Here is a 13,233-nt window from a genome sequence, read left to right as displayed (position 1 = left end):
ATTTGCTCCCCGAATTGTAGCGGATTTCGAACGTCAACACGAGTCGGCAAGGGCTCAATTCGGCGATTAATTGGCTCGTTGTAACTGCTTGACAGTCTTGATGATGCGATTTGCCGCCTCGCTCACTTCCGGGGCTGTCGCAAACGCCCCCAAGCTGAACCGAATCGCACTGCCGACGACCTCTGCTGGCAGTCCCATGGCGACGAGAGTCGGCGAGGTTTCGCTCGACCCACTCGCGCAGGCCGAACCGGTCGAACAGGCGATGCCAGCCAGATCGAGCGCCATTACCAGAGCCTGCCGTTCGAGGGGGGGAAAACTGATGCAGAGTGTATGCGGAGTGCGAAGTACCTCCTGGCCAATGACTACTGAAGTCGGCAGCTCTGATTGCAAAGTGGATTGCAACTGATCGCGCAATTGCTGCATTCGCTGAGCACGTTCGGTTCGCTCTTGCTGCCACAGTTCGAGCGCACACTGAAAGCCAATCGCGAGTGCCGCACTCTCAGTTCCGGGGCGCAACGAACCCTGTTGAAACCCGCCGAACATCTGCGGCTGAAGTTGCACTTCGTGTCGCACGAGCAGGCCACCGATGCCAATCGGCCCGTGAAATTTATGAGCGGCTAGCGTCATCGCCGCGACGCCAAGTTCGCCGAAGGATACCGGCACTTTGCCAATCGCTTGCACCGCATCGGTATGGACGAGCACGTCTGCAGTTCGGGCCAGCGTGGCTACTTCAGCCACTGGCTGTAGTACGCCCGTTTCGTTGCTCGCCAACATCAGGCTGATGAGTTGCGGCCGCTGTTCGAGTGGACGATCGAAAAGCGCGGGAAGCGTAGCGAGGTCGAGCATCCCATTCGTTCGCACCGGCAATCGTTCGATAGGAATGCCCTGCTGGCGAAGATACTCCGCGGTCCCTTGAATACTCGGATGCTCAAGCGCGGAAATTGCCAACCCACGAGCCGGTTGCTGCGGACTAAGCAAGCCGTTGAGGGCCAAGTGATTGGCCTCCGTCCCGCCACTGGTGAAGATCAAGCGATCGGCCGCCATGCCCGTGGTGCGGCCCCCTAGCATCGCGATGAGCGCTTCGCGGGCTTCTTCAATGGCTCGCCGGGCACGACGCCCCGGGGCATGTTGGCTGGCCGGATTTGCGCCGTAATCTTGCCACGCGCGGTTCATCGCGGCGAGCACGCGCGGATCGAGCGGCGTGGTCGCATTGTTGTCGAGATAGATCGTCGCCGCAGCGTGCTGATTCAAAGCCGGCTATCCCTTGTGGCACGCCAGGCAACTTTTCTGCAGCGTGGCGACCTGTTGAATCGGCGGAGAATGAGGCTGAGATTCGCTGTGACAACGTGTGCAACAGGCAATTTCGTGACGATCGAGCGCTTGGGCCAGTTGCTGTTCGAGCGACACCTGCCCGGTGGCCTGAAAATCATTGGCCAACCAACAGGCCGCGGGCAACTTGAGCGCCAGCAGTCGCTGAGCACCTTCCTGTGGGTTCGCGGCCGGACGAGCAGCGATTGGATCATCGCCGCCCCTTCCAGCCTGCGTAGGCCGCTGCAACTCGCGCATGCTGCTTCCCAGGCTGACCATCACCACCACGACTGCGGCCGTGATGGCAAGTCCTATCGAACCGGACAAAATCATCGCCCAGCGCGAGGCGCGCGGCCGGTGCCCACGATTGTCCCAATTCAACAGAATCGGCATTTCGTCGGTCAGGCGAACTTCTGCGATCTCGCGCGGCAAGCGGCGGGCAGTGGGTTGCGTCAGTGGTGTCGCATTGCCGTGATACTCAGGGAGCGAATCCACTTCCTCGGCTGACAGGCATTCATGAAATAATTCGACGGCGGGCCGGAGCGCCTCGGCCAGCTGACGACAATCGTGACAGCAGCGCAAATGATGTTCGACGGCTGCGTCGTGATCTTGTCCCGAGGGGAAAGGCCCGCGAGTCAAAATATCGAAAACTTCATCGCAATGAATCAGGAGTTTCATCGAGAATCTCCAGCATGACTTGCCGACTGCGGAGCAGTCGCTTGGTTAGTCGGGTGTTGCAAATTTGTCCGTTTTAGCCACGTCGCGAGTTGCGTCAGTCCCAGGCGAACGCGGTTTTTCGCCCCACTCACGCTGCACTCCATTGCTTGAGCAATTTCTTCGAACTTCAGGCCGCCGAAGAACCGCAGCCGCAGCGCATCGGCCTGTGGTTCCGGCAAACGGGCCAGCAGTTGATGCAGCCGTTCGGCGCTTTCGCGGGCCAGCAGTTGTTCGAACGGCGAAGCTTCGGTGCGCGGCTCATGCGAGTGGAGGCAAAGCGTTTGCGCTTGCTCCGTCGTCCGCTCGCCCGGCATGGATGCAGCGGGCTGTTTGCTCCGCCGCTGGGCAATCCGCGAACATTGGTTCAGCAGGATGGTCCAGAGCCAGGTTCGAAAGCTGTACTGCGAATCGTAGGTGTGAAGCCAGCGATAGGCGCACAGCAGAGCCTCCTGCACAGCATCCTCTGCCAGTTGCCGGTCGCTGAGCCGACTTTGAGCCGCGTGCAGCAGCGGCCCCTGATAGCGCTGAGCGATTTGCGCAAACGCACTATCGTCCCCTGCCAAAGCAGCGGCAATCAGCGGGCCATCGGCAATTGGAGCGGGCTCGGTCATCACAGCCTATTCTAACTCCTGGCCGGTCGCGCTGGAATGCTTTCATCGGTCTTTGGTTAACCGAGCCGCTTGCGGCCGGGGGACTCACTCTAGGTCTTCTTTCACCCAGTGAGGAAAGTGAAAAGGGGGAAGCGGCCGCAAGCGGCTCGGTTAACCAAAGGAAATCGGAAGATCAAAGAAACTCTGCTAGCACCCGCTCCGCGGAAGTTGTTTGCGCAAGACAAAACGGAGTAGGCAATTTCGGCAGATTCTGCTACTTTGCTGCGTGAACGGAAATTATTGCCGGCAGATTGTGCGCTTCGCAAAGATGGAAGGAGCAGAATCGCAGCCGGCAACGTCGCAGGGAGGACGACACACATGGGCCACGCCTTTCGCTTTCTACACTCGGGCGATTTCGACCTGCAGCAACCGCTGACGGGGCTCGCCGATATTCCAGCTGCTCTGCGCCCCTTCTGTGTCGATGCTCCCTTCACCGCCGCCCAGCGCGTGTTCGATGTCGCGATTCGCGAGAAGGTCGACTTCATCGTCCTCTCGGGCAATCTGCTCGATATCGATCAGGCTGGTCCCCGGGCTGTCTCTTTTCTACTCGAACAATTCGAACGGCTGAACGAAGAAGACATCGGCGTGTATTGGGCGGGAGGCGTGACCGATCCGCCGCAGCAGTGGCCCGGCGCGGCCCGCATGCCGAAGAATGTGCAACTGTTTCCCGCTTATCAAGTGGAAGAGTTCTCGCACTTTCGCGTCGACAAGCCCATCGCGTGCGTCCGCGGTCGCAGCTGGCAAGGGCCAACAGTTTCCATCGATCCGCTCGCGCCCGACTTCGACCGCATGTTCACGGTCGCGGTAAGCTACGGTCAGTACGAAGTGAGCCCGCTTCTGCATAAGCCCGTCAATTACTGGGCTCTGGGGGGTTCGCCTCACCGGCTGACGCACGGCGACTCGATTCGCACGGTGCATTACCCCGGTTCGCCGCAAGGTCGCAAACCGCAGCAAGCAGGTCCGCATGGCTGCTCGCTGGTGCATGTCGAAGCTGACGGCAAGACCCGCGTGCAGCTTGTGCCTACCGATGCCGTTCGCTTTCAAACCGAAGATGTCGTGCTCGATCCGACCGGGCCGGTCGCCGATCAACGCCGTCCGTTTTTAGACCGCATCAAGTCGTTGCGGCTCGAAAGTGACGATCGTCCGCTGCTCGTCAATTGGGAATTGCGGGTGATGGGAACTCCCACGCTGGCTGAGCGCGAGAAGCTATCGGCAGAGATGCTCACCTGGCTGCGGAACGAGTTCGGCACCAGCCGCGTTCCGTTGTGGTCCATCAGTGTCGAATGTGCGAGTGGCGTGCTCTCTCCAGCCTGGCTGGCAGAAGACACGATGCTCGGCGAGTTTTTGCGAGCGGTCGAGCAGGCGTGCCATCAGGACGATGTGCCGCTGGACTTGAGCTCGTTCATCCCACAGCGCCATCAGCAGTCGTCGCTGGCTGGCGTGGCTCAGATTGGGATGGGCATCGAGAAGCAAACTCTGCTGCGCGAAGCTGCCTTGCTGGGCGCACAATTGCTCGGGGCCGATGAACGGGCCACGGCGAAGATTTTAACATGAGTACGCATTACGGGTTCGCAGGCTTCAGCGGCAGGGAGTCGCCGGCATGAAGATTAAAGAGATCGATATCGAAGGCTTTGGAGCTTGGACGGGACTGCGCTTGCAGGATCTTTCCGACGAAGCCACCGTCATCTATGGTCCGAACGAAGCCGGCAAAACCACGCTGATGCAGTTCGTCCGGACCGTGTTGTACGGCTTCTCCGTCGCGCGCCGGCAACGCTATTTGCCCCCAGTGTTCGGCGGCAAAATCGGCGGCCGATTGAAGCTGGGGAGTAACGTCGGCCAGTTCTGCGTCCAGCGTTCTGCGAAGCTCGACGACCTGCCCGATGAGCGAGGTCATCTCACACTGGTCGATGCCCAAGGCTTGCCGCGCGATTTGTCGCACCTCGATGCTCTACTCGCCGGTGTTGATGAAGCAACGTTCAACAACGTGTTTGCCATCGGCCTGCGCGAGATTCAAGAACTGGCGGTTCTCGACGATACGTCAGCTGCCGACCTGCTCTACAAATTGTCCACCGGTCTCGATCGCGTTTCGATCATCGACGTAATGCGCGAACTGGGCGCTTCGCGCGACCGTTTGCTCTCGCCCGACGAAACTCCGTCGCAAATTCCGAACCTGATGCAGCAGCGCGACACGTTGCGGGCCGAGATCGCCGACCTCAGTTCGTCGTCGCGTCGGTGGGCGGAACTCGCCTCCGAGAAAGCACTGCTGGCCGAAGAAGCCAGCGAACTCGAACACTCCATCGACGGCAACGATGCCAGTTCGCGCTTGATGGAAGTCGCGCTCGAAATTCAACAGCCCTGGTATGTGCGCGTTGATCTCGATCGCCAGATCCAGTCGATGGCCGCGGTGAAAGCGCTCCCCGAAAAAGCCGTCGAACGATTGGAACTTCTTAAGCGGAAGATTCGCAAAGGCAAACTCCAGCTAAAGAAACTGGCGCGCCGCAACGAACAACTCAATAAGGATCTCGATAGCATCGAGGTCAACCGCAGCCTGATATCGGCCATTCCGCGCATCGAAGCGCTCGGCGAACATTCACAGTGGCTCGTCACACTCGAAGGGCAAATCAACAAACTCAAAGAAGAGCTGAAGCGGATCGATCAGGAAATCGATGGTCAACTTGGTGGCCTTGCCAAGCAAGGCGGAGCACAGAATCTTGAAGATTTGCCGCGCGATACCGTCGCGATGCTTAAGCGTCCCGCGCAGCAACTGCGTGAAGAAACCGAAGCGCTCGACAAGGCCCGCGTCGAAGCCGAAGCGACCAAGCGCGACTTCGAACAACTGTCGATTCAACTCGAAGGAGTTACCCGCCTTCGCGCGACTGACCTGAACAAAGCCATCACAGCTGCTGGCAACAAAGTTGCTCTGCTTCGCAAGCGGATTCAAGTCGAAGAGCGGATCGACTCTCTCAGCAATCGCCGGTCGGAACTCGAATTCGATACCGACGAAGCGAGCACCCACAACGAAACCCCACTCCGGCAGACGATTCTGCTCGGCATGGGTTTCTCGATGGGCTTCATGCTGCTGATGCTGTCTGTCGTCAGCTATTTCGACATGATGCCGAATCTGCTGCCAAAAGATAAGATTCCACCAGTCTTTTTCGTCGGCCTGGCCGCCTCGGGCATTTCGTTCTTCTCGAAGGCCTGGTTCGAACGGAACGGTGAAGACCCGGCACTCGACGCCCGTCGTCATCTCGATCATGCCCGCACGCAGTTGGCCGATCTGAAGCAAGAGCGAGATGATCTCGACGCTGAATTGCCGGGCGGCGGCGGAGCCCTCGATGCTCGCCTCCGCGATGCCGAAAACGAACTGCGCGAGATGGAGCGGCTGCTGCCGCAAAAGACCGAGTTCGATGCCTGCAACGCCCGCAACGAAGCTGCCCAGCGCCGTTTCATCGCAGCTGGCGAGTCGCTGAAAGAAGCCCGCAATCGCTGGAAGAATGCCCTGCGAAATGCCGGCCTGCCCGAAGATTTTCAACCGCACAAAGTGCGCACGGTCGCCAAGAGCACCGATCATCTGTCCGAGACTCGTCGTCGCCGCGAAGCCCGCAAGGATGAACTCGAACAGCGCGAACGCGAATTGCTCGTCTTCAGCAGTCGCGTGCAACAACTGTTGGCCGACTGCCGCGTCACACCCAAAAGCGACCGGCCACAGGAACAAATTCGTCAGCTCTCGCAGGCCTTGGCCACCGAGAAAGAAACGCTCGAACTGCGCGACAGCATGGCGCGCAAGATCCGCTCGCTGAAGAAGCACAAGCAGACTATCTCGAACGGCATTCGCAACGCGATTCGCCGTCGCCATTCGATGTATGGCGTGGCCGGTGTGGTCGATGCCGCCGGCTTCAAAGCGGCTGCCGCCGATTATGCCAAGCTGCTCGACCTGCGCAAGCAGCGGGACGAGATCTCGCTCAAGATCAAGCATCAACTGCACGACGAGTTCGCCGAAGAAACCATTTCGGGCGTCTTTGCTCGCGAAGGTCGCGACCTGCAAACTCGCTGGGACGAACGGGTCGCGAATGCCCAAGAAGTTCGCCTGAAACTGGCCAAGATTCACGAACGCCGAGGCACGATCAATGCCGAAATGCAATCGCTGGCCAGCGATCGCCGTCTGAGCGAAGCGTCGCTCGAAGTGGGGATGGTCGAACAGCAATTGCGGCAAGCGACACGTCGTTGGCAACAACTGGCCACCGTCAGCCGCGTGCTCGATTCAGTGCGCAAGGCGTACGAAACCGACCGTCAACCCGAAACGCTCCGCGAAGCGTCGATCTATTTGGCGAAGATCACCCAAGGGCAATACACCCGCGTGTGGATGCCCCTCGATCGCCGCGCTCTGCTGATCGAAGATCACAAGCATCAATCGCTGCCGCTCGAAGTCCTCAGTCGCGGCACGCGCGAAGCGGTCTACATCAGCTTGCGTTTGGCCCTGGCCGCTTCGTTCGGTCGTAAGGGTGCTCGCCTGCCGCTGGTGCTCGACGATGTCCTTGTCAACTTTGATGCTGGTCGTGTGAAGGCCACGGCCGAAGTGATGTACGAGTTCGCTCGCGAGGGTCACCAGGTAATCCTGTTCACGTGCCACGAACACATCAAACAGATCTGCGAAGAAGCGAACTTCATTGCTCGCAACTTGCCGGCCCGCGGGACTACTATTGAGAGCGTTGCGGTCGAAGCGCCAAAGAAGAAAAAGAAGAAGGTCGAGCCGCCCAAGATCGAACTGCCGCCGCCTCCACCACCACCGCCCGTCGAAGAGCCTAAGCCCGCGCGATTTGTCGTCGATCCGAACGAACTGCTGGAGAAAGCGTCGGTCGAAGAGCAATGGTACGATGTCAACAATGGATGGCAGTGGAAGAAGCTGCCGCCTCCTCCCCCGGTGGTTGTGCCGGTCGTCAAACTGCCCGATTACTGGCCGGTCGCCATCGCGCCGCCTGCTTCGCGTCCCATCGAAGTAAAGCAGCCGGAACCGATTCCGCAGCCACGTCCAAGCGGTTATCAGTTCGGCAACAGTCCCCTGCCAGATAGCTGGGCGATTGCCGCACCTCCGGCTCCCAAGCCACCACCGCCTCCCGTGCCATCGTACGAAGTGGTTTCGTTCCGCCACATTCCCGAACCGGTTGCCGCTCCTGCGCCGATTCCGACACCGGCTCCTCCTCCGCCACCCAAGCCCGAGGTGATTTCCGGCGTATTCGAGATTGTGCGACCCAAGCCACCAAAGATCGAGTTGCCGCCGCGCCCCGAACCGGTTCTCATCAAGCCGGCGTTCGTGGCTCCGCCAGTCATCGTCGCGCCGCCGCCGCCGCCGCCGGTGGTTGTTGCTCAGCCCGAACCGCCTCCACCGCCGGTCGTGAAGCCACAACCGCAGCGCCGCCAGCGATTCACTTGGGAATCGCCCGAGATGTATGTGGAAGAAGATCGCGAGTAAGGCGCGAGAAGGTTAGATCGCGGTCCAATCGACAGGCTGATTTTTGTCGAGCCTGGGCAACTGAGTGGCGATTGCTTCAACGTATTTTTGCGCCGCGCCGGTATTGAAGATCACGGCCCGTTCATCTTCGCGAAGCCAACCGGAAGCACGGAGTAGTTCTGCCGCACCTACGCAGGCAGCCGCTTCGGGACAGATGGCGATTCCTTCAGCCGCAACAGCCCGCCGCATCCAGCCGTTGATCTGAGCTTCGTCGACCGCGATGGCGGTGCCCTGGCTTTGCCGCACGGCGTCAAGAATCAGGAAGTCGCCGACGGCGACGGGCACGCGAATGCCACTGGCAGCCGTTTGGGCGTTGGGGAATGCGTCGGCGAACCGTTCTCCCTTGTCAAATGCGCGGACGATCGGCGCACAGCCCGTGGATTGCACACTGACCATGCGGGGCATTTTCGAACTGGCGAGCCAGCCGAGCGTTTGCAGTTCTTGAAAGGCTTTCCACATGCCGATGAGGCCGGTACCGCCGCCGGTGGGATACAAGATGACGTCGGGTAGTTGCCAGTCGAGTTGCTCAGCCAGTTCGAGCCCCATCGTCTTCTTCCCTTCGATGCGGTACGGCTCCTTAAGGGTCGAGAGATCGAACCAGTTCATGGCAGTCTTCCCTTCACGCACCAGCCGGCCGCAATCGTTGATCAGCCCGTTCACCAGATAAGTCTTCGCGCCGGCCAGGGCGCATTCGTACTGGTTGATGACGGGTGTATCCTCGGGCATGAAGACGTAGCATTCCATTCCCGCGCGGGCGGCGTACGCGGCCGCTGCTCCGCCAGCATTGCCGGCCGTTGGCAGGGCAACTCGCGTGACGCCGAACTGCCTGGCCATGGTGATCGCCATCGCCAGTCCGCGGCTTTTGAAACTACCGGTCGGTAATTGCGACTCGTCTTTGACCCAGAGATTCGCAAGTCCCAGTTGCTTGCCGAGTCGCGGGCAAGCGAGGAGGGGCGACATCCGCTCGCCCAGCGAGACAATGTTGTGCTCATCGGCGTAGGGGAGCAGTTCGCGATAGCGCCACATCGTCTCGGGTCGCTCGCGCAGCTTCGCTTTGGTCAGCGCTTGGCAAACGGCAGCGAGATCGTAGCGAACCAGAATCGGACGATCTTGGTGGAGTGTTTGCAGTTCATCGGCGGGCAAGCGGGCTCCGTCGATGGCACCTTCCAAGTGCGAGACATAGCGGGTCATGTCGCCCTCGAATCGAGATCCACTGCTTCGACTTTTTCTATGGCCGGCTTCGCTTGTTGCTTCTTGATGAAGTCGTTCGTCGACTTGAAGACGAGACAGCCGGCAGCGACGAACATGCCCGCTGTCGAGATCCAGAGGAAAGCATCCCAGACCTTGCCGGGACGGAGGCGGTCGTCGCCACGAGCATAGCGGAAGTAGAGTGCGGCAAAGGCGAGCATGGGGAGCATGAACGCCTGTACCATGCCGCTCAAGAGCACCAACTGCTGCGGCTCTTCGGGAACGCACAGATAGATCGCCAGGCAGACGAAGGGCAGAATTCCGCTCATGATGCGGATCGAGCGCTTGGCGTCAGCTTCGCTTTTGATGCCAAAGCTCATCACGCGAGCGACATCGGTCAACACGCGTGCATGGCCGGCATTGGCGACAAAGAATGTCGAAAACAACACCGCAAAGGCACCGACCAGAAAGAGCGACTGGGCGAATCTGCCGAAGACCGGTTCGTACATTGCCGTGAGCGTGCGGACAAGTTCGAAGCCACCGGGATTCAAACCGACGCGGCCGAGAATTGCCGCGCCCAGCAGATAAAAGGCCACCGTGGCCAACGTATAGATGACCATCGAGCACCAGCAGTCCCAGCGAAGCACGGTGAGCCAGCCACGGGCCCGTTCGGCCCATTCGGGGCTGTTGTCGCGCGGGCCGGTGTAGCGGGCGTAGCCCTTCTCTAAACACCAGTAAGGATAGGAGACCAATTCCGACGCACCGACACCGATGATGCCGAATGTGGCCAAGGCGGTGGCGAGGGCATGTTGACTGCCGCTCTGAGTGGCTGGCGGCAGGCGGAACGACAGGCCGTCGACAATATCGCTGAAGCGAATCGCCCAGAAGTCGGTGAACTGCAGGGCGATGACGGTGCCAACCGTCGTGAGCGTGAAGGCGGCAACCATTGTAGTCGTCGACCATTCGATCAGTTTGTACTTGCCAACTACGAGCAAAATGGAGGTCACGACAGCGATCACGGTCGCCCAATACTGCGGGTCGTAGTTTGTCGGGGGCTTCGGTCCCAACTTGGTGAGCGTCTCGGTTAGCGAGGCGATTCGAGTGTCCAGCGCGTCGACCCGCGCGGGATCAGCGACAAACGTAGAGCCCGGCTTGGTGAGGGCCGCCAGCTCGGCAGACGCGGTCTTGAATTCGGTTTCGGCATTCGCGATTTGATTGAACTTTTGTCCTTGTTCTGTCAGCGGCATGCTAATGGCCAAGGCCTGACCCACCGCGCCGGCAATTCCGCCCAACTGAGCGGCGGAGGCGAGGAACATGATCAGGTAGTACCAGATGAGCCAATTGCCGCGGCCGGCTATACGGGGACCGGGGACTTCGCCCAGGGCATCCATCGTGCTCTTGCCGCGAATGATCGTATCGCGACCAAGTTCGACCTGCACAAAGACCTTGATGACACAGCCAATGAGAATGAGCCAAAGAAGCCAGAAGCCCGCCTCGGCTCCGGTTTTGGTCGTGGCAATCAGTTCGCCGGAACCTACGATCGAGCCGGCGATGATTAACCCGGGGCCCAACCGGCTGAGGATGCCCGTGATGGTCTGCGGCGGATTCTCGAACATCGTGGAACGATGGTCGTCGGGCGAAATGGGAGAAGACATAGGTGGGAACAATCCGGGAGCAGAGAAAAAACCGTCGTCCGGCTGCTAGCGGCCGGGCACGAACACCGTAACTCATGCAGCTGTCAGGGTAAAGCGTTTGCCGGCGAAAGGAGGGAAGTTCCCTGCTGAAGGTTTCAGGTTCGAGAACTGAAATGAGGCCGAAGTGCTTGAATCGAGGTGCCGGAACTGAACTTGTGAAGAACGGTAAGCCTGCGTAGACTTCGGCCCGACGTGCAAACTGGCTGCGCCGAACCTGGCCGCAGCTGTTTCAGGCATGATTCGATCAAGGAGGATCGATTGAAGGCGCCTTCGACATTCACGTGGCACCTGACTGTAGTGGTCAGCCTGGCTGCGATACTGTTGCTCACCAACCTGGGCGGGCCGCGACTGTGGGACGACGACGAGTCTCGTAACGCCGGTTGCGCGGTCGAAATGTTGCTGCGCGGCGATTGGATCGTACCGATCTTCAATGCCGAACTGCGCGCGCATAAGCCCGTACTCACCTATTGGTGCATGATCGTCGCCTACAAGCTGGGCGGCGTAAACGAATTCACGGCGCGGCTGCCATCGGCAATTGCGGCCATGGGGACGCTGATTCTGACCTACTGCATTGGTCGCCGCTTGTTCAATGCGCGCACGGGTCTTTGGTCGGCCATTGCGCTCGGTTGCAGTATTACGTTTTGCATGACAGGCCGGGCCGCGACGCCCGATAGCATTTTGGTCTTCACTTGCACGTTGGCGATTGCGCTGTTTGTGTTTGGCACCTTTGCACGACGCACGGTGACGAACACGGAGACGGGCGAGATCGACGATCAACTAGGGCCGCTGCAACGCTACAAAGGACATTGGTTTCCTCAGCGGACCATCCTGGTGGTGATGTTATACGCCGCTATGGGTTTGGCCGTGCTCGCCAAGGGTCCGGTCGGCTTGGTGCTACCCACTGCAGTCATCGGCATGTTCCTGCTCATTCAGCGCTTGGCGCCGATGAAAGAAGACGTCGACCAGGATGACGAAGCGGGCGAAATCCGCCAAATGATGGTCCCCCTCTGGCTACAGAATGCCGCGCGCCCCTTCGGCCCGTTCCACTTCCTGCGCACCTGCTGGTACATGTGGCCGATCACGGCGATTGTGATGACGCTGCTGATCGCTGGACCTTGGTATGCGGCCGTCGGGTTGCAAACCGAAGGCAATTTCATCAGCGAGTTTTTCGGCACACACTATCTCAAACGGGCAACCACGGCCCTCGAGGGACACAAAGGCTTTCCAGGCTTTTATCCAGTAATGTTGATCGCCGGGTTCTTTCCCTTCTCGGTGTTCGCGTTGCCTGTGGTGGTGGAAACCTGGCATCGCATCGCCCGCAAAGATCCCTGGCAGCCGGGTTATCTATTGGCCGTTTGCTGGATCTGCGTTTACATCGGCATCTTCAGCATCGCCCGAACCAAGCTTGTCAATTACATCGCCCCCTGCTTCCCTGCGGCAGCGCTGTTGGTCGGTGCCTTTATCGATCGTTGGCTGGCCGATAAGTTGCTCGTCGCTCGCTGGTGGCCCGCTGTGGCTTTTGCAGCGCTCGCGCTGGTTGGCGTAGGAATGCTGATCGGCGGCTACGCCGTTGGCGATAAATTGCTTCCAGGCGAACAACAGCTGGGGCTCATTGGCATTTTGCCGATTGCTGCGGGATTGATTGCCATTGGGCGAAACCTGTTCAACTTCGATCGCCGCTGGACGGCGGGCTTCGTTACTGTTTGCTGCGTGGCGATGACGACGCTCGTCTTTGCCCTCGCCGCTCAGCGAGTGGATGCCCATCGCCAAGATCAGCAACTCGTCACGGCGATCTTCGCCCGTGAAGCCAAGCCCAAGCTGGCCTCGTTCCGCATTCTCGAGCCCAGCTGGGTCTATTATGCGAAGCAGCCGATTCTGGAATTGCCCAAGGTCGACCCAGCTGCGAACCAGGCCACCAAGCAGAATCAAGTTTTCGCGAAGATGAACGACAATAAGCAGGCCGTGCGATTCCTCAGCAAGGATCCCGCTGCGTATATGATCACCACGCGTGAGCAGTTTGAAGTGTTGCAGCCTCACCTGCCTGCCGACGTGACTGTCATTGCCGAACAGCCGCTGTTCCTCAAGGACAAAAAGCTCGTCGTCCTCGGGCGGCAAAAGGCCAATGTGGTTGCGCAAACCCCAGCGGTGAAAGAGAAGCGGTAGCTGC

Annotated in this window: 8 protein-coding genes; 3 read left to right on the top strand and 5 right to left on the bottom strand. The window is 59.7% G+C overall.

What is annotated here, in order from left to right; genetic code table 11:
* Window positions 1-66: 66 nt before the first annotated feature.
* From ETAA8_RS34240 to ETAA8_RS34230, 3 genes are read right to left on the bottom strand one after another with little or no spacing between them, the layout of a single operon-like run.
* The gene (locus ETAA8_RS34240; protein ID WP_145100020.1) at window positions 67-1,251 is read right to left on the bottom strand and encodes a cysteine desulfurase family protein; all 1,185 of its coding nucleotides are present in this window, start codon (window positions 1,249-1,251) and stop codon (window positions 67-69) included.
* A 6-nt stretch (window positions 1,252-1,257) separates the two neighbouring features.
* Window positions 1,258-1,986, bottom strand: a complete 729-nt coding sequence (locus ETAA8_RS34235; protein WP_145100017.1) for a hypothetical protein — start codon at window positions 1,984-1,986, stop codon at window positions 1,258-1,260.
* Entirely contained in the window at window positions 1,983-2,636 is a 654-nt protein-coding gene (locus ETAA8_RS34230) for an RNA polymerase sigma factor (RefSeq protein ID WP_145100015.1), read from the bottom strand. The genes ETAA8_RS34235 and ETAA8_RS34230 overlap by 4 nt, the downstream gene beginning before the upstream one ends.
* Before the next feature lie 357 nt (window positions 2,637-2,993).
* Here ETAA8_RS34230 and ETAA8_RS34225 point away from each other — a divergent pair, with 357 nt between their 5' ends.
* Window positions 2,994-4,229, top strand: a complete 1,236-nt coding sequence (locus ETAA8_RS34225; RefSeq protein WP_145100012.1) for a metallophosphoesterase family protein — start codon at window positions 2,994-2,996, stop codon at window positions 4,227-4,229.
* Between the two features lie 46 nt (window positions 4,230-4,275).
* Complete coding sequence (locus ETAA8_RS35705; protein WP_145100009.1) at window positions 4,276-8,145, top strand: AAA family ATPase; 3,870 nt, start codon at window positions 4,276-4,278, stop codon at window positions 8,143-8,145.
* A gap of 12 nt (window positions 8,146-8,157) precedes the next feature.
* Here the strand turns inward: ETAA8_RS35705 and ETAA8_RS34215 are convergent, their stop codons facing one another.
* Window positions 8,158-9,375, bottom strand: coding sequence for a threonine synthase (locus ETAA8_RS34215; protein WP_145100006.1), 1,218 nt, complete (start codon window positions 9,373-9,375; stop codon window positions 8,158-8,160).
* Window positions 9,372-11,027, bottom strand: a complete 1,656-nt coding sequence (locus tag ETAA8_RS34210) for an NRAMP family divalent metal transporter (RefSeq protein ID WP_238397639.1) — start codon at window positions 11,025-11,027, stop codon at window positions 9,372-9,374. The genes ETAA8_RS34215 and ETAA8_RS34210 overlap by 4 nt, the downstream gene beginning before the upstream one ends.
* Before the next feature lie 297 nt (window positions 11,028-11,324).
* Between ETAA8_RS34210 and ETAA8_RS34205 the strand changes: the two genes are divergently transcribed.
* Window positions 11,325-13,229, top strand: a complete 1,905-nt coding sequence (locus ETAA8_RS34205) for an ArnT family glycosyltransferase (protein WP_145100003.1) — start codon at window positions 11,325-11,327, stop codon at window positions 13,227-13,229.
* The last annotated feature ends 4 nt before the right edge of the window (window positions 13,230-13,233 follow it).

It is taken from the genome of Anatilimnocola aggregata (assembly GCF_007747655.1).
GTDB classification, from domain to species: domain Bacteria; phylum Planctomycetota; class Planctomycetia; order Pirellulales; family Pirellulaceae; genus Anatilimnocola; species Anatilimnocola aggregata.
Note: the sequence above shows the minus strand (reverse complement) of the source record. Positions and strands in the feature narration are given on the sequence as shown.